This window comes from Proteiniphilum sp. X52 (assembly GCF_003712195.1).
Taxonomy (GTDB): Bacteria; Bacteroidota; Bacteroidia; order Bacteroidales; family Dysgonomonadaceae; genus Proteiniphilum.
Genome location: NZ_RDSD01000005.1, coordinates 44767 through 62843, shown reverse-complemented (window position 1 = coordinate 62843; position 18077 = coordinate 44767). Strand labels below are relative to the sequence as shown.

The 18077-nt window shown below is 45.5% G+C and carries 17 protein-coding genes; 13 read left to right on the top strand and 4 right to left on the bottom strand.

The window, feature by feature from the left end; translation table 11 throughout:
- The first annotated feature begins 497 nt into the window (after nucleotides 1–497).
- The 13 genes from D7D25_RS05860 to D7D25_RS05800 all read left to right on the top strand — a co-directional run bounded on the left by D7D25_RS05860 (nucleotide 498) and on the right by D7D25_RS05800 (nucleotide 14829).
- Nucleotides 498–3410 carry an ATP-binding protein gene (locus D7D25_RS05860; protein WP_158602549.1) on the top strand — a complete coding sequence of 971 codons (2913 nt, stop codon included), beginning with the start codon at nucleotides 498–500 and terminating at the stop codon, nucleotides 3408–3410.
- 214 nt (nucleotides 3411–3624) lie between these two features.
- The gene (locus D7D25_RS05855) at nucleotides 3625–4011 is read left to right on the top strand and encodes a hypothetical protein (RefSeq protein ID WP_122968027.1); all 387 of its coding nucleotides are present in this window, start codon (nucleotides 3625–3627) and stop codon (nucleotides 4009–4011) included.
- A gap of 109 nt (nucleotides 4012–4120) precedes the next feature.
- Nucleotides 4121–4771 (top strand): ribulose-phosphate 3-epimerase, encoded by a 651-nt coding sequence (gene rpe, locus D7D25_RS05850; RefSeq protein ID WP_122968026.1) that lies wholly within the window; start codon nucleotides 4121–4123, stop codon nucleotides 4769–4771.
- A 132-nt stretch (nucleotides 4772–4903) separates the two neighbouring features.
- On the top strand, nucleotides 4904–6868 hold the full coding sequence (locus D7D25_RS05845; protein ID WP_122968025.1) for a ComEC/Rec2 family competence protein: 1965 nt from the start codon (nucleotides 4904–4906) through the stop codon (nucleotides 6866–6868).
- Nucleotides 6869–6888: 20 nt separating this feature from the next.
- The gene (locus D7D25_RS05840) at nucleotides 6889–7962 is read left to right on the top strand and encodes a bifunctional oligoribonuclease/PAP phosphatase NrnA (protein WP_370453838.1); all 1074 of its coding nucleotides are present in this window, start codon (nucleotides 6889–6891) and stop codon (nucleotides 7960–7962) included.
- Between the two features lie 206 nt (nucleotides 7963–8168).
- Complete coding sequence (locus D7D25_RS05835; protein WP_122968024.1) at nucleotides 8169–8735, top strand: DUF4827 domain-containing protein; 567 nt, start codon at nucleotides 8169–8171, stop codon at nucleotides 8733–8735.
- A 103-nt stretch (nucleotides 8736–8838) separates the two neighbouring features.
- On the top strand, nucleotides 8839–10251 hold the full coding sequence (gene glmM / locus D7D25_RS05830; RefSeq protein WP_122968023.1) for a phosphoglucosamine mutase: 1413 nt from the start codon (nucleotides 8839–8841) through the stop codon (nucleotides 10249–10251).
- Between the two features lie 93 nt (nucleotides 10252–10344).
- Nucleotides 10345–11175: a 1-acyl-sn-glycerol-3-phosphate acyltransferase gene (locus D7D25_RS05825; protein ID WP_122968022.1), complete on the top strand. Its 831-nt coding sequence runs from the start codon at nucleotides 10345–10347 to the stop codon at nucleotides 11173–11175.
- 65 nt (nucleotides 11176–11240) lie between these two features.
- A complete protein-coding gene (locus D7D25_RS05820; protein WP_122968165.1) occupies nucleotides 11241–12509 on the top strand; it encodes a sigma-54-dependent Fis family transcriptional regulator in 1269 nt (422 codons plus the stop codon).
- 4 nt (nucleotides 12510–12513) lie between these two features.
- Nucleotides 12514–13020: an LptE family protein gene (lptE, locus tag D7D25_RS05815; protein ID WP_122968021.1), complete on the top strand. Its 507-nt coding sequence runs from the start codon at nucleotides 12514–12516 to the stop codon at nucleotides 13018–13020.
- Between the two features lie 4 nt (nucleotides 13021–13024).
- A complete protein-coding gene (locus D7D25_RS05810) occupies nucleotides 13025–13774 on the top strand; it encodes a tetratricopeptide repeat protein (RefSeq protein WP_148038862.1) in 750 nt (249 codons plus the stop codon).
- Nucleotides 13775–13777: 3 nt separating this feature from the next.
- Nucleotides 13778–14146, top strand: a complete 369-nt coding sequence (gene secG, locus D7D25_RS05805) for a preprotein translocase subunit SecG (RefSeq protein WP_122968019.1) — start codon at nucleotides 13778–13780, stop codon at nucleotides 14144–14146.
- Between the two features lie 41 nt (nucleotides 14147–14187).
- Nucleotides 14188–14829 carry an outer membrane beta-barrel protein gene (locus D7D25_RS05800; protein WP_158602548.1) on the top strand — a complete coding sequence of 214 codons (642 nt, stop codon included), beginning with the start codon at nucleotides 14188–14190 and terminating at the stop codon, nucleotides 14827–14829.
- On the opposite strand, the gene D7D25_RS05795 is transcribed toward D7D25_RS05800, so the two are convergent.
- The 4 genes from D7D25_RS05795 to folP all read right to left on the bottom strand — a co-directional run bounded on the left by D7D25_RS05795 (nucleotide 14826) and on the right by folP (nucleotide 17932).
- On the bottom strand, nucleotides 14826–15119 hold the full coding sequence (locus D7D25_RS05795) for a DUF721 domain-containing protein (RefSeq protein WP_122968017.1): 294 nt from the start codon (nucleotides 15117–15119) through the stop codon (nucleotides 14826–14828). The two genes, D7D25_RS05800 and D7D25_RS05795, sit on opposite strands and share 4 nt — an antisense overlap.
- 5 nt (nucleotides 15120–15124) lie before the next feature.
- Entirely contained in the window at nucleotides 15125–16231 is a 1107-nt protein-coding gene (locus D7D25_RS05790) for a DNA replication/repair protein RecF (protein WP_122968016.1), read from the bottom strand.
- A 96-nt stretch (nucleotides 16232–16327) separates the two neighbouring features.
- Nucleotides 16328–17089 carry a diadenylate cyclase CdaA gene (cdaA, locus tag D7D25_RS05785; protein WP_122968015.1) on the bottom strand — a complete coding sequence of 254 codons (762 nt, stop codon included), beginning with the start codon at nucleotides 17087–17089 and terminating at the stop codon, nucleotides 16328–16330.
- A 6-nt stretch (nucleotides 17090–17095) separates the two neighbouring features.
- Nucleotides 17096–17932, bottom strand: coding sequence for a dihydropteroate synthase (folP, locus tag D7D25_RS05780; protein WP_122968163.1), 837 nt, complete (start codon nucleotides 17930–17932; stop codon nucleotides 17096–17098).
- Nucleotides 17933–18077: the final 145 nt, after the last annotated feature.

Below are 18077 nucleotides of genomic sequence, written 5' to 3'. Positions count from 1 at the left end.
GAAAATTCGAAGGCGGGGAAAAGGGCAAAAAACAAGATGAAAGAGTGGAAAACAAGTGTGATATGATTTCTCGTGAAATTCAAAACAGTTTCTCGGAAGGCAAGTTATGCGAAACAAAAAAAAGAATCCGAACAAACCAGCAGGTATGACCGCTGAAATAAAACCATCGGCCTTATCTCTGGCTCTTATTCGCCAATTTGCCCAATGCTCTCATGTTGAAAAACGACTTCGGATTCCGGATAACACATTGTTTTTAAACTGATTCTTGGTTCTTGATTCTTGGTTCTAACAGTTAGCTCTTCCTTTTCCGACGCAAAATTAGTAAAAGAATAACAATAACCACAAGTAGCGCGGTTTTATCCCTACTTATAGGTATTTGAAATAAAAAATAGGTTTCATTTATATCCCTGCCGGTTTCTTTCTTTTTATTAGTTAAAATTTCAGGTCTTGTTTGCGGATTTGATATTTTGATTACATTTGCACAATAAATCATGGGAATGCGCTTACCATTAGGATTTTCAACTCAATACGCTGTCTGCGTTTTCAGCGGGATATCTGCTCTTTTAAAAACAGGTGTAATCTTGCTTGTCCTATTCTTAACTTTTTCATGTGCGCAAGACGATAAAAGACAACAATTTTCAGAAGAATACAAGAAGGAATGGGAAGATAAGATATCAGAGGATTTCCCTACCGACTCTATGCGTATATTGCTGGAAGAGCGTATTGCTTCTCAGGACGAAGTGGCCATTTCCATACTCTGCAGGGAGTTAGGGAAACGGATGCGGCAGATGTCCGATTTCTCGAATGCCATCTCGTATCATCAACAGGGATTGATTGCCGCCTACAATATAAAAGACACCCTCGGTATTACGGAAGCCCTGAATAATTTGGGGACCGATTTCCGGCGGATAGGAGACTTCGCGGAAGCCTCCGGGTATCATTACCAGGCACTGCAAATGGCCGAATCCTATTCCGGAAGAAATGAATACAAAGGCAGGAAAAACCGTGTGATGGCGTTGAACGGCATTGGTAACATTTATCTTTCATTCGACAATTACGATGAAGCCGAAAAGTTGCTCCGTGAAGCGCTCGCGGAAGAAAAAGCGTTGAACAGCCCGGTAGGACAAGCGATGAATTACGCCAATATCGGAGTAATTTTCCAGGAAAAACAGATGTATGATTCAGCCTTTACCTATTATCAGTATTCCATGGAGCAAAACCAGATTGCCCAATCACAGTTGGGAATCGGCTTGTGCCATATCCATTTCGGCCATATCCACGAATTGCAGGAGCACTACCATGAAGCGGAATCTGAATACCAACAGGCTTACGAAATCATGGGTAATATTTCTGACACATGGCACTGGCTGGAGGCCTGCCTGGCGATAGCACGCATCCGGTTGGCGAAAAATGACTTTGCGGCAGCCAAAAAACAGATTGATCTGGCAAAAGAAGCAGCGAACCACATTGAATCGCCGCAACATCTTTCGCAAACATATGACCTGTTGCATCAATATAACCTAAAGCAGGGCAATTTCTCCGACGCACTAAAGAATTACAAACTCAGCGAGGCTTATCAAGACAGTGTCCGTAATGCACAGAAAATGAATCATATCATCGACACACGCGTAAACTACGAGCGGGATAAAAACAGACAATACATAACCCAACTGAACATACGCAACGAGATGGAAACCCGGCAGAAAAAAATTATCCTCACGGCTTCTTTTATCATTGTCTCCCTCCTCATACTCTTGTCGGCGACTCTTTTTTATGCTTACAGGCATCGCACCAGAAGCAACAAGATACTCCAGAGGCTCACCCAGTTAAGAACCAATTTTTTCACAAACATCACCCACGAATTCCGCACGCCACTCACCGTAATCCTGGGTTTAAGCAGACATTTACAGGAAGAGAAAAATTCCACTCAGGCCGAGTCCAGCTATTACCTTAAAGCCATAGACCGACAGGGCACACACTTGCTTACATTGGTAAATCAATTGCTGAACATGGCAAAAATAAACGCGGGCATGGACAACCCTGAATGGCAAAGAGGAAATATATGCGTTTATGTGCAGATGATGGTTGATTCGTTCCGCCTGTACGCGCAAAGCAACAATATCAGGTTCTATTTTTCCTGTAGCGAACCGGTTATTGAAATGGATTTTGTGCCACACTACATCGATGATATCCTGCAAAATCTATTGTCGAATGCTTTGAAATTCAGCCTCCCGGGTGATGAGGTCTCGGTATCGCTTTCAACGGTCAAAAACAAGGAGGTCGTACTGAAAGTCACCGATACCGGTAAAGGCATTGCGAAAGAAGAGATAGAGCGGATTTTTGAACTTTTTTATCAGAGCGGTCAATCCGATAAAAAAAGAGGAAGTGGCATCGGTTTAAATTATACCCGTCAACTGGTGGAAATCATGCGCGGAAAAATAACGGCAGAGAGCGAGGAAAAAAAAGGGTCCGTATTTACCGTAACATTACCGTTGCGACAATCGGAAGAATGGATTTTGCCGGTATGGAAGCCGCAGGAGAGGCCACAACCCCTCCCAACCGAAGCCACCCGGATAGCACAACGAAACAGCCGGCTTGTAAGGTCACACGAAAAGGGAAAATCACCTAAAACAAGTGTGAAGGCGACGATCCTGCTGATTGAAGATAGTGAAGATGTGGTACTTTACATAAAAGCGCTCCTCTCGCCCAAATACAACACCATAATGGCACGGGACGGGGAGGAAGGTTTGAAATTGTCCAACGAACTGGTTCCGGATATAATTATTTCGGATATCATGATGCCGAACAAAGACGGGTTGACATTCTGCAACGACATTCGCAACTCGGAACTGCTAAACCACATCCCCATAATTCTGCTGACGGCAAGAAGTGGCATGGACGACCAACTGAAAGGGTTGAAGCATGGCGCGGATGCATATATACGAAAACCGTTCCATCCCGAGGAATTGCTGGTACAGATTGAAACGTTGCTCGAAAACCGGCGGCTACTCAAGAAAAAATACATGCGCACAATCTTCAAGGAAGATGCTCCCCCGGTAAAGGATGTCAATATGGAATTTCTCCAGAAGGCAACAGATATTATTTACCGTGAAATGCATAATCCCGACTTTTCCTCGATAGCACTTGCGGAAAAACTGTGTATAAGCCCTTCGCAACTTAACCGGAAACTGAATGCCATATCTGGACACACATCATCTCTATATATTACTAATATACGTGTCGACTACGCCAAGAAGAAATTGAGGTCAGAGGATAAATCTATTGCAGACATAGCGGCGGAATGCGGATTCTACGATGCCGCTTATTTCTCACGTTTCTTTAAAAAACACACCAAAGTAACTCCATCTCAATACCGGCGTTTAGCCACCGGCCGTGCAGCACCGGTATGACCGCGGACAACTCCCGGTGAAATTGCACTTTTTGTTTTCTCAATATCAATCATTTAAACTTATTTCCTGCACAAATAATGCAAATAGATTTTTTGTTAATGCGTGATTTGTACAAATTTTCGAATGAAAAATCCTACCATTTCAACCCCCATCCCTATTATGTTTGCGAATGCCTTTTCTTTGGTGAATGACATTTTATTAAAAATCAAGCGAAGTGAAAAAAGTAATTCTTTTTTTGAGTGCGGCAGGTGTGGGCGCATTATTTACTACCGGTGTAATTTTAGGAGAAAGTGACAGTTCGCAAAACGAACAGGATCTGCAAGGAATCCAAACGGTCAAAGGTGACCACCGAAACACTATTTACAGAGGTATGGTCGCTCCACCTGCCAGCCTCGGCAATATCGGGGATTTCTATCTTAACACATCCGAATCCAACCTCTATGGGCCTAAAACGACAGACGGATGGGGAATACCTGTCAGTCTTGATGGCGCCGATGTCACAGAAGTGGCCGGAACTCCGGTTTCAGGCAGTACGGCAAAAGCGGTAGCCAATATGAACAGGGATGTCCTAGGCGATTACTCCTTCTTTACAACCCGGTGAAAGTAAGGCCTTTGAAATTGATTTTGATTTTTTCCTTCAAGAGAAGAAAAAGACGATTTTGCCCTGTGATCATTTTTTACTAACTTTGAATCTACAAACTTTGAAACATATGGGCACAATGGTAGCGCCGTCGCTGTTGGCGGCTAATTTTATGAACCTTGAGAGAGACCTCGAAATGCTGAATCGCAGCCAGGCCGATTGGATCCACCTGGATATCATGGATGGAGTTTTCGTGCCCAACATATCCTTCGGATTTCCAGTGATCGATCTCTTGAAAAAGGCGACCCAAAAACCGCTGGATGTCCATCTGATGATCGTGCAACCTGAAAAGTTCATCAATGAAATCGCGGCCACGGGCGCGACCTACATGAATGTGCATTACGAGGCTTGTATACACCTGCACCGGGTGGTACAGGAGATAAGGAAAAAAGGGATGAAGCCGGCTGTCACACTGAATCCGCATACCCCCGTCTCGGTACTCGAGGATATCCTTCCCGACCTGGACATGGTACTTTTGATGTCAGTAAACCCCGGGTTTGGCGGGCAACAATTTATTGAGCATTCCATCAGGAAGACAGCCATGCTCAAAGAGATGATCCTGCGGCGGCAAACTTCTACCCTGGTTGAAGTGGATGGTGGAATCAATCTGGAAACAGGCAAAAAGTTGGTGGATGCGGGTGCCGATGTGTTGGTTGCCGGTAGTTTCGTATTCTCTTCTGAGCATCCCGAGGAAACCATCCACCAATTAAAAATGCTGTGAAATAGCCTTTTACCGAGAAAAAGGAGGTGTCCGGCTTTTCTTTCACGGAGCATTCACCATGGCATAATGCAGCAGAAATGTTTCCGCCTATCTATTGCCCTATCTATTGCTTAACGAACCAGCCTGATCTTTATGAATGCATTGATCGGAAAAACACCTTTTTTCCGCCTTTTGCTTCCCTTGATTGTGGGTATCATTGCGGGAGCTATTTTTCCCGGAATTCTATCCGTATCGTTACCGGTAGCGCTGGCCGGGTTGTCACTTATGCTGTTATCATTCTTTATCCGCCCGGACGACCAATTCAGGCTCAGATGGCTGTTCGGAGCCGGTGTCTGCCTCTTCATCCTTTCCCTGTCTCTATACCAGTTCCGGCAGCATGTTGAGTCCGCGGAACTCTCTCCTGCGGGTTACAACCAATATGACCTCGGTGTGGTGCTCGACATCCCGGAGGTGAAACCGCGGAGTATCGCGGTCAACGTAAGAACAGCCTCTCCCGGAGCAAAGAAGGTGATTCTTTATTTAGAGCAAACCGATGAAGCCAGAGGTTTGAATCCCGGCGATGAAATAGTCTTTCTGTCCAAAGTAGAACCATTCAGGAATTTTGGCAATCCGGATGATTTTGATTATGCCGGATATATGAGGAACAAAGGGTTTGCAGGGGCAGGCTATATTCCCGCGGTTGACTGGCGGAGGACCGGCAGGGAGACGAAAAGCATCCCGATTATGACTCAACGGTTCAGGGCCAGGGCACTCGACTTCTATCGTTCATTCGACCTGGAAAACGACGCATACGCATTTATCTGCGCACTTACCCTCGGCTACAAGGAACACCTCTCCAACGATCTGCAAGAGGCTTTCAGGGCATCGGGGACAGCCCATGTACTGGCATTAAGCGGCCTACACGTGGGAATCATGTATGCACTTCTCAACCTATTGTTCTCGTTCTTTGGAAAAAGCGGCTACGGATTCATTGTCCGTCAATGGCTGGTTATTTTAACCCTGTGGGCATTTGTGTTCACAGTGGGGATGTCGGCATCAATCGTCCGCGCGGCCGTCATGCTTACCCTGTTTGGCTTGGGAAAACTGTATCATCGTGGCGGATTTACCTATAATTCACTGGCCGCGGCAGCGTTTCTTATTCTCATTTTCCAGCCATCTTATCTGTTCGACGCGGGATTTCAGATGAGTTTTGCCGCCGTGTTCGCGATCCTCTTTTTTAATCCGTCACTAAACCGGCTCTACCGCCCCCCGAACAAAGTTGTGAAATATATATGGAATCTGTTCTGTATCACCACAGCGGCGCAGTTAGGCGTTTTTCCCCTGGTACTTTACCATTTCGGCACATTCCCCACCTGGTTTTTCATCACCAATATGCTGGTCGCGCCTCTGGTCGGCATCATTATGTATGTAACTTTTCCTCTTATTGTTTTTGGATTACTCCGTTCCTTAGAATGGGATCTCATCACGGTGTTGTATACTTTCTTTCAATGGGTGGAAAAAAACCTGATAGAACTATTATTGAGAATCGTCTACATCTCCGAGTCAATCCCTTTTGCCCAGATTGCCGGCAAAAAAATATCCTTTCTCCAACTTATACTGCTACTGCTGTTCATTTACTCTTTTACCCGGTTTCTTTTTTCACGCCATGGCCGAACGCTTATTACCTCCCTGGCAGCTTTACTGCTCTTTCAACTCACACTCACTTACAAAAACCTGACCCTCCCGCCGCGGCAACTCACCGTCTTCAATAGTCCCGGCCAAAGTGAGATCGCTATCTTTCATAATAACAAACGACATTTTACAGAGATCCCGGAAAACAGTTTCATCTCTCATCCTGAAAAGCGGATTTTCCTGCTATCGGATGCGGATTTCACTATTTATCATGCGGATAAGCAGTATCCTTTAGATATTCTGATCCTCTCAAAGCAGGCATCCTTTGATACCGGACAGTTGCTCCTCCTGTTTCGTCCCACGAAGATTGTCTTGGACAGCTCACTACCCCGTTATGCGGCCCTCAGAATAGCACAAGAGTGTGGAGCCCTGGGCATAGAGGTACACGATGTAACGGAAAAAGGCGCCTTTTCGCTAAATTTTTAGTAATTTTGTCGCCCTATCAAATGACAGAGACAAAAATGAATTCCACAGTATCGATCTCAAATGTGATTCAGCCCCAAAAAGTAGAGCAGGTGATGGATTCCATCGCCAAGGCGGAAAAGATCGTCATCACCACCCACCGCTCTCCCGACGGCGACGCATTGGGTTCTTCACTCGCACTCTACCATTTCCTGAAGAGAAGAAACAAAAACGTAAAGATCGTTGTACCCAACTCGTTTCCCTATTTCCTGAAATGGATGGCGGGAGCCAGGGAAATTGAAGTATATGAATATAACCCCGCTGCCGGCCAACATCTACTCATGCATGCCGATCTCATCTTTTCGCTGGACTACAACATATCCAAAAGAGTGGGAGATATGGCCCCTTTCCTGGATAAATCTCCCGCAAAAAAAATCCTGATTGACCATCATCTTCTTCCCGGAGAAAATTTCGACATTACAATATCACATCCCGAAATATCATCCACAAGCGAACTCCTGTTCAGATTATTTTTGCAGGCGGGAAAATATGAGGAGGTGACACAGGCAGAGGCGGAATGTATCTATTGCGGTATGATGACCGACACCGGCAGTTTCACATACAATTCAAACGATCCCGAGATTTTTGAGATCATCAGCCTGTTACTTCGAAAAAACATCAATAAGGATGCCATCTATTCACTGGTATTCGACAATTACTCCGAAGAACGCTTTCGCCTGCTTGGATTCACCTTATCGCAACGAATGGAAGTGTATCCAGAACTGCATTCGGCACTTCTTTATCTCTCCAAGGAAGACCAGGCTCAGTTTCGTTTCAGCAAGGGAGATACTGAGGGTTTCGTGAATTATCCTCTCAGTATCAAGGGTATTTTCTTCTCCACCTTTATTCGGGAAGATGATGATCTTATCAAACTCTCATTCCGCTCCCAGAAATCTTTCCCCTGTAATGAATTCGCAGCCGATTTCTTTCATGGAGGAGGTCACCTCAATGCCTCGGGAGGAGAATTCTACGGCACTTTTGAAGAAGCAATCCGGGTTTTCAAGGAAGGATTAAAGTCCTACGAAGAGAAATTAAAATGTATGGCAGACAAGCTTTAACCCATTTTTAAGAATCGATAATGTTTATTTCAGCGCAACCTCTGTTTATTTGGAGCAGATTGTGTATTTTTGTAGGCTATTGGTAAAATGAAAAATGAATGGTGAATAATGAAAAATCAGGTGGCTAATGAAGAAACACCGGACATCGCAAACATTCCTCTTTTCACTTTTAATTTTTCACTTTTAATTTTTTATTTGAAAATCATATGAAACTATTCCATTCCATAGTTCTCACCTTTGTCAGTTTAGTGATCCTGACCACCTCCTGCAATAACAGGAAAACATACGCTGACTACCTCAAAGACGAGAAAAAGGCGATTGATCTCTTAATATCGAAAAATAAATTCGAGATCCTCAGGGAATTTCCGGCAAATAGTGTATTCGATGAGAATGAATTTTATAAAGATCCGAACACAGGCGTCTATTTTAATATCATTGAGCTTGGCGACACTACTCACAGGCCTCAATGGAGGGAGAAAATATATATCCGTTTTAAAGGGTTGCATTATTTTGCAACCACCGACACGACCCGCTACTCCAATTACCAGAGCACCTCTCCCGAAGTGTTGGAATATTTTGGTCGGGTTAATTCGACAACATTGAGCGCCTATTCAAGTGCAACCGCAGGATGGGCTGTCCCCCTGTCCTATGTGGGCCATCGGGGAAAAGTAAAACTGATCATTCCTTTCGAGATGGGTTCGTCGTACGACCAATCCAATTATCAACCTACCTATTACGAACAGGTGGAATACAGATTCGAAACCCAGTGGTGATCATATTCCGGCAATCATCCCATAAACAAAAGAAACAGGTATTATCCGCGGCTGGCATCTTTAAATCAGCATCAAAATATATCATTGATAAAGGGAATCTTTTATGACATTAATCAAATCCATATCCGGGATAAGAGGAACCATCGGCGGGAGAGTCACCCAAAATCTGACCCCGCTCGATATCGTAAAATTCACAGCTGCCTATGCGGCATTTATCAAAAAATCGATCACGCTCCGTTCCGTTGAAGGTGGTTTATCAGCAAAGAAAAATCCCTGTATCGTAGTAGGGAGAGACGCGCGTGTTTCGGGGGAGATGGTACATCGTATCATCACCGGCACGTTGATAGGAATGGGATGTGATGTTACCGATATTGGAATGGCCACAACCCCCACCACAGAGATCGCCGTTGAAAAGGAAAATGCCGCGGGAGGTATCATTATTACAGCCAGCCACAACCCCAAACAGTGGAATGCCCTGAAACTGTTAAACAGCAGCGGGGAATTCCTCAGCGCGGCCGAGGGAGAAGAAATTCTCTCGATCGCCGAATCGGAAGATTTTCTATTCTCTCCTGTCGATGAGCTGGGGAAAGTCACCCAGAAGCAATACCTTCACGAACATATCCAACAAATCCTGTCACTCGATTTAGTGGATAAAAAAGCCATAGAGGCTGCCAACTTGCGGGTGGCAATAGATTGCGTGAACTCTGTCGGCGGAATGGCTGTCCCTGAATTATTATATGCCTTGGGAGTGAAGGAGATATTCAAGCTCCACTGTGCACCGCATGGCAATTTCTCACACAATCCCGAACCATTACCACAGCATCTCACTGAACTGGCATCACTCACACGCAGCTCCAAAGCATCCGTGGGCTTTGCCGTGGATCCGGATGTCGACCGGTTGGCAATCTATTGTGAAGACGGTGAGCCCTTTGGGGAAGAGTACACCCTCGTGGCCGTGTCAGATTATGTTTTGCAACACACGCCCGGCAATACAGTTTCCAACCTTAGTTCCAGCCGTGCGCTGAGAGATGTCACGCATGCCAGGAACGGAGAATATAATGCCGCGGCTGTTGGAGAGGTAAATGTGGTAACCAAAATGAAAGAGACAAAGGCGGTGATCGGCGGAGAAGGTAACGGCGGCGTCATTTATCCTGCTTTGCATTACGGCCGCGACGCGCTTGCCGGTATCGCCCTGTTCCTCACCTATCTCGCCAAATCGGGGAAAACACCTTCGGAATTAAGAAAGTCATATCCGGCCTATTTTATGGCAAAACAAAAGGTAGAACTCACACCCGGCATCGACACGGAAAGGATCCTGAATAAGGTGAAAGAGATATTCAGTGACCAGCGGATAACCGACATCGACGGAGTGAAAATCGACTTTCCCGACAAATGGGTGCATCTGAGAAGATCGAACACTGAGCCCATCATCCGTGTTTATTCGGAAGCACATTCCATGGAGGAGGCGCAAGAAATCGGCAAACAAATTATAAAACTCATTCAAGAGTTCTCATAACAAACTGAAACTGTCGACATTTTTCACTCAATTGCCACATCATCCGGGATGAAGTGGCTTTTGAATTAAATAAACCAAACAGGTGCGGAATTAATGAAAGAAACACTGATCAGCCGCGAAGAGTTGCGCAGTCTGCACCCCGTGCTCAGGGGCAAATACGGAGACAAATTGATAGACTTGGGTATAAAAATATCCGCATTGCATGTTCCGAATGAAATTTACAACCGGTCTAAACATCTTACCGGGCCCGATTTCTGTAAAGATGTGCTGGATAAACTCGGGATCATCCGTACTGTGATAAATGGAGAGCTCCTCAATGAGTTCCAGGATCGTCCTTTTATTACCGTATCCAACCATCCCTACGGACATGTCGACGGAATTGCAGCCATTGAGACAGTAGGCAGCCGGGTTCGGCGGTATAAAATGATGGTGAACGTTATTCTGGGGTTGATAGATACCATGGCTGAAAACTTTATCACTGTAAATCCGATGAGGTATGCCGAAAAAGACAGCATCACCTATGCCGGCATCAAGGAGAGTATCGCCCATGTGCGGTCAGGGTTTCCACTGGGCTTTTTCCCCGCGGGAGCAGTTTCCAATCTCCTTTTCAAGAAAGGGAGAGTGATGATTGAAGACCGGGAGTGGCAATCGGCGGCCATCAAAATCATCCAGAAATCGAAGGTGCCGGTCATTCCTATGCATATCTCCGGACATAATAGCGCCTCTTTCTACCTGTCGAGGATATTCGGTTACAAATTCCGCACCCTCAGGCTGTGTCACGAATTATATAACAAAAAAGGGAAAGAGATGGTGGTCACTCTCGGGAATCCCATCATGCCGGAGAGGATAGCATCGTTCAAAGACGATATACCACGCTTGGGGAAATACCTGAAGGAAGAAACCTACGCTTTAGGAGATAAGTAAATTCGCTCCGCGCTCGCTTAACGAAAAAGTTCATATCTTTGAATATTCAAAAAAACAGCACGCTTATGGCAAAACACTCTTTACAACAGGTGAAGCAACGTTTTGGGATCATTGGCAATGACCCCAAGCTGGACCGTGCTATCGACGTTGCTTTACAGGTGGCTCCCACCGACCTCTCGGTGCTTATCACCGGGGAAAGCGGTACCGGAAAAGAGAATTTCCCGCAAATTGTGCACCAGTACAGTAACCGGAAGCATGGCCCCTATTTTGCCATCAACTGCGGCTCGATACCCGAAGGCACCATTGATTCGGAACTGTTCGGGCATGAAAAGGGTTCGTTTACCGGTGCCACAGGCACCAGAAAAGGTTATTTTGAAGTGGCCGACGGCGGCACACTCTTTCTCGATGAAGTGGGCGAGCTTCCACTCCCGACACAGGCACGCCTGCTTCGCGTGCTGGAGAGCGGAGAGTTCATCAAAGTAGGCTCCTCGAAAGTGGAGAAAACCAACGTACGCGTGGTGGCAGCCACCAACCTCGATATGGTGCAGGCAGTAGAGAGAGGGAAATTCAGGGAAGATCTCTATTACCGTCTCAATTCAGTACCCATCCGCATTCCGCCGTTACGCGACCGGGCAGAGGATATCCCTCTATTGTTCAGGAAATTTGCGGGCGATTGTGCTGAAAAATACATGATGCCACCCATCACGCTGACCGATGACGCAAAAGAAAAACTGAAAAGCTATCGCTGGCCAGGGAATGTACGTCAACTGAAGAATATCACGGAACAGATCTCGGTCATCGAGCAGGAACGCCTCATCACAGCCGATATACTGCAAAAGTATTTGCCCAACAATGAAGTAGGAATGTTACCTGTTTCGGTACATCAGATACATGAATCGGAACAGAAATCATTCGCCAACGAACGGGAAATACTCTATCAGGTGCTGTTCGACATGAAGAAGGATATCACTGACCTGAAACGTGTGGTGAAAACCATTATGGAGGATTCGGCGCAACATTCTTCCTATGATGCATCCTCGAACGAAATGCACCATTCCTCATCTATCCTCACAAACGACCACACCCGGGTTTCCGTTCCGGTGAAATATGAGGCCATGCCCAAAAAGATCACTTTGGATCAACCCGAGACAAATAATATTCAGGAAGCTACCGAATATGAAGAAAGTGCGTTATCAATCAGTGATGTGGAGAAGGAGATGATCATCAAAGCGCTGGAAAGGCATAATGGAAAAAGAAAGTTGGCCGCTAACGATCTGGGTATTTCCGAACGTACACTTTACCGCAAAATTAAGGAGTACTCACTCTTAGGTTAAGATTATGAAGAAAAATATTTTCATCCTCCTGTTATTACTGATCGCTGTCAGTTCATGCCGTATATCCTACTCCTTCAGGGGGACCTCCATCAACTATGATCTCACCAAAACACTCCAGATAGGACACTTCGTCAATCAGGCACCATTGGTTTATCCCCCTCTTGAACAGCGGTTCAACGAGGCGATGAAGGACATGTTCACCCGCAACACGCGTCTGCAACTGGTAAACCAAAACGGAGATATGGAAATCGAAGGAGAGATTGTAGGGTATGAATTGACACCTCTGGCTGTACAGGAGGACGCGTTCGCTTCCGAAACACGACTAACCATGACGGTAAGGATGCGATTCCGGAATAATAAAACGGATGATCCCGAAATAGAGGAGAGGATATCCGCGAACCGCACCTTCTCCAGTAATGAGGTGTTTGACTCAGTACAAGACCGACTTCTCAATGAGCTCATCGATGAAATTGTAGATCAGATATTCAACGCCACCATGTCAAACTGGTAATTGTATGCAAAAGGAAGATCTATACAGATGGATGGAAAATCCGGAAAGGCTGGACGCTTCCACGCTGGAAGAATTGCGAACGGTTGTGAAAGAGTATCCTTATTTTCATACCGCCAGGCTACTATACACAAAGAATTTAAATCTGATTGACAACCAGGGGTATGAAGAGGAATTGGGCAGAACAGCCGTTTTGTGCAATGACAGAAGGAAACTGTTCTACCTTATCTACCGGGAGGAATACGGGAAATTGCTGAAGACAGACAAGGGAATTCACTTAAAAAGAGCCGACAGGACAGAAGAGTTACTTGAATCATTCCTTTCGTCGCTCGGGGAAAGAGAGATGATTGAGCCTACGGTAGAAAACGCAGCGTTGAATCTGGCCACGACGGACTATTTTTCCTATCTGAAATCGCTCGGCGGGGGGACCGCCCCTCCTGATCACAGTGGATACCAGAAATTGCAACACCATGATATTATCGATGCATTTATCGAAAAAGCGGAATCAGACATACTGTTCGTTCCCAACGATACAGCCCCCATTGAAACGAAACAGGAGACAGAGCAAAAAGAAGAAGGAGGCGAATTCCTGACGGAAACACTCGCCAGGATATATATCAAACAAAAGAAATATGAACAAGCGCTCACAATAATTAAAAGGTTAAGTTTGAATTTTCCAAAAAAAAGTGTTTACTTTGCGCACCAAATTCGTTTTCTTGAGTTGTTGATTATTAACGCAAAAAATAAAGATAAATAAGATATGTATATTTTCATCACAATCCTTATTGTACTGGCAGCGATCCTGATGATCTTTGCCGTGTTGGTGCAAAAATCCAAAGGAGGAGGACTGGCAAGCGGCTTCGCATCATCGAACCAGATCATGGGTGTCAGGAAAACCACTGACTTCCTGGAGAAGTTCACCTGGACATTGGCAGGTACGATCATTGTCCTGAGTATCCTCACGGCCAAATACACCACCTCACACTCAAAGGTTCCGCGGTCTCAGATAGAAGTTGAGCAACCGGCTCCGCTGAATCCTTCCACAGCACCGAATGTAACTCCGGAATTACCCGTTCCGTCGCAGATCCCCGCTCAACCCCAGCAGGAAGAGGGAACGCCCGAAGAGTAAAAGATGATTGGCCTGCCATGCGACTTGAGAACGATGGCCGTATGAAACGAGTGTTATTTCTTTTTTCCCTGTGGGCCGCCCTGTCAGCCGGCGCGCAGACCATTACATACGATACCATCAGGGTATCACCCGATGATGAACGGAATATCCATCTCAATCGTTCCAGGGATGTGGTGGTTTCAAGTGGGTCTTTACCCAGGGAGAACATCCATACCGCCGGGAGGCAGCCTGCCGCGTTCGACAAAAGTAAACTGCGTTTTGGCGCCAACCTGGGATTGTCGATAAGCCGCGACTACACGAATATGGGTTTTGGGCCGCAAATAGGGTACCAATTCAATGATTACCTTATGGCCGGAGCAGGAATAAAATACTATTACACGAAGGCACGCGCTTCCCAATACGAAATAAGAAATAATCTACTGGGGGCAAACGTGTTTGGTTATTTCTATCCGGTAAATTTTATCGCCCTGTTCGCACAACCCGAACTCAATTATATCTGGTCGGAAATGACTTCCAGGACGACAAAGGATTCCTTAACTGACAAAGGAGTTGTACCTTCACTGGTAGTTGGGGCCGGTTTCCGTCTGGGAAGATCGCATATAACGTTGAACTACGACCTAGTGCAACACGCAAATTCTCCTCACCCTGAAGGTTTCTATTTAGGAGTCTCCGCTTTTTTCTAACGAAACACAATATCATGCACCACGGGCATCTGCGCATGGTCATTCAGTTTTTTAATCAACTCCCCTTTGATCATCATCAGTTCGGCACGCAATACCGCTGAATGAAGATGCACGTAAAGAGTATCACGGTTGAAATAAAGATTACCGGTGTATCTGGCGATCCCTTCCCCAAACAACTCACTCCATCCCCTGATGACACGTTGTTGTGCCATCTTTACTCTCAGCACGCTATTCTCATTAAAAAAATCCGAGAGTGCCTCCGATAACGATTGGGCATTTTTCCTCCGCATACAGACTAATCTCTCATCAGGGTTATCTCTCCATCCACTACGGAATAGATATGGGAGTTGTTGTGAATCCTCGCCAGTATCTTATCCAGCGATCCTCTGTTGGTATCCGATATGAATATCTGTCCGAATTCCGCGCCGGAGACCAATTTTACAATCTCCTCCACCCTTTTCGCATCCAGCCGGTCGAAAATATCATCCAGCAACATGATAGGTGTGGTTTTTCCTCTCTTGAGCAGGAAGTGAAACTGTGCCAGCTTCAGTGAAACGAAATAGGTTTTGTTCTGTCCCTGCGATCCCACCTTTTTGATGGGATAGTCTTCGAGCAGCATCTCTAATTCGTCGCGGTGAATCCCCACCGAAGTATGACCGAGATAGACATCACGTTGCCTGTTATCTTTCAACTTTCCCAGGAAATCAGCATCATTCAACTGGGAGGTATAGCTGAAAGAGACCTGCTCACCCGATTGACTGATGCTCGCATGGAATTGGTTGAAGATAGGGGTAAATTCTTCTATAAACTCTTTTCTTTTACTGTAAATAAATGTACCGGCCTCGGCCATCTGCTCCTCCCAAAGATCCAACAGGGTGAAATCGATGAGCGATTCCTCATTTTTCAACAGTACGTTCCGTTGTTGCAATGCCTTATTATATCTGAGCAACGCGCGCAGGTATTCCTTGTCGAACTGAGAAACCGCCATGTCCATAAACCTGCGACGCACCTCACTCCCACCGGTAATCAGTTCATTATCATCCGGGGATATCATCACCAACGGGATCAGTCCGATATGGTCTGAAAGCCGTTCATACTCTTTCTTATTGCGTTTGAACTGCTTTTTTTGCCGGCGACGGATAGCACAATAGATCTCCTCTTGGGTACCATCTTCGAACGCATACTTTCCCTGTAGCATGCAAACCTCTTCGCCATGCCTTATGATCTGCGAATCGACGGGATTCATATAACTCCTGCAAAAGGAGAGGTAATAGACGGCATCGAGCAGATTGGTCTTCCCCATCCCGTTGTCACCAATGAAACAATTCATCTTGGGAGACAATGTGAGATCTGCCTGAGTCAGGTTTTTATAATTAATAAGGGAAAGTTCTTTTAAAATCATAATTATTGAATGTGATAATTAGTCAATGTGCCAATGTGCCCATTAAATCAAATACATTAGTCTTATTGGCAAATCATTCACATTGGCACATTGGCATCACTCTCCCAATAACAACCGCTGGAGATCCTCGGGAGAAATATTCATTTTGAGCCGTCCCTGTGAGGCAAATGATATCTTTCCTCTCTCTTCGGAGACTATGATCACTTTCGCATCGGTCTCCTGAGATATTCCCAATCCGGCCCTGTGACGCAATCCCAGATGAGTGGGAATATTGGGATTCTGAGAGATGGGTAAAATACATCCCGCAGCCTTGATCTTCCTTCCGACAACAATCATGGCGCCGTCATGCAGCGGGCTGTTCTTGAAAAAAATATTCTCAATAAGTCGCGACGATATATCGGCATTGACAATTTCACCGGTCTGTTCGTAAAGGCCTAAATGAAGATCACCCTGAATAGCAATCAGTGCTCCAGTATTTGTCCTTGACATGTTCATGCACGCAAGCACGATAGGCGTCAGGTACGACTTATCGCTCTTCTGCTTGTCACTGGGAAAGAAAAGTTTTGTGATAAAATTCCACCCTTTTTTCGAACCGAGAGACATCAGGAAACGCCGGATCTCATCCTGAAAAAGGATTACCAACAGGAAAAGCCCCACGCTCACAAACTGGTCAAGGATGGATCCGAGCAATACCATATTAAATACCCGTGAGACCAGAATCCAGATTACCATGAAAACCAGGATTCCCAGAAAAAGGGGACGCATCCCCGAGATCTTCACCAACCGGAACAGGTAGTAAAGAAGCAGTGCCACCAGCACCACATCAATGAAATCTTTTATTCCAAAATGTGAGAACATATTTCCTTATGAGTCAAATCCTACATTCTCGATGATTTTCACACACTCCACCGCCTCTTTCACATCATGTACCCGCAGGATGTCAGCTCCTGAAAGCAACGCCACCGCGTTGAGCACGGATGTGCCGTTAAGGCTCTCTTCAGGCGTAGTTCCGAGCAGCTTGTAGATCATCGATTTTCGCGATATCCCTACCATTATAGGTTCCTCAAAGATATGAAAATATTTCAGATAAGCCATCAATTCATAATTTTGAGAGATTGTTTTACTGAACCCGAAACCGGGGTCTATGATCACATCACTTACCCCGAGCTGATTCAATTTTGCCTTACGCTCGGAGAAATAATAGAGGATATCCTCCATAAAATTGTCATAATGGGTGAACTGCTGCATTGTCTGCGGGGTACCGCGCATATGCATCAGAATATAAGGGACATTCAGTTGGGCCACAACCGGAAACATCCGATCATCTATCTGCCCTCCCGAAATATCATTGATGATATTCACTCCATACTCTTCCACAGCCGCCTTCGCCACATCGGCATAAAATGTATCCACGGAAAGGATCGTATCGGGAAATTCATTACGAATCAACTTCAGCGCAGGCATCAGCCGTTCGGTCTCCTCTTTTGCATCGAGAAACCGGGAGACCGGCGAAGTGGATTGCGCGCCCACATCGATTATTGTCCCTCCATCCCCGATTATCCGGGCACATCTCTCTATGATCTCGTGGGCGGCTTCTGTCCTGCTGCCTGAAAAGAAGGAATCCGGGGTGATATTCACAATACCCATCACACGCGGTGTGGAAAAATCAATTAGCTGACCGTTTATATTAATTGTCTTCATTTTTTCAATCATTGTGGAACTGGGAGCTTGTTTTTGCCCTTTTTCGCACCTTTGAACTTTCATTGCTTTTAAATGGCCCGCCACATTTCAATCAATGAAAATCCAAATCCATCAAAAAATGGCTAAAAAACAATGGACGAAAAAA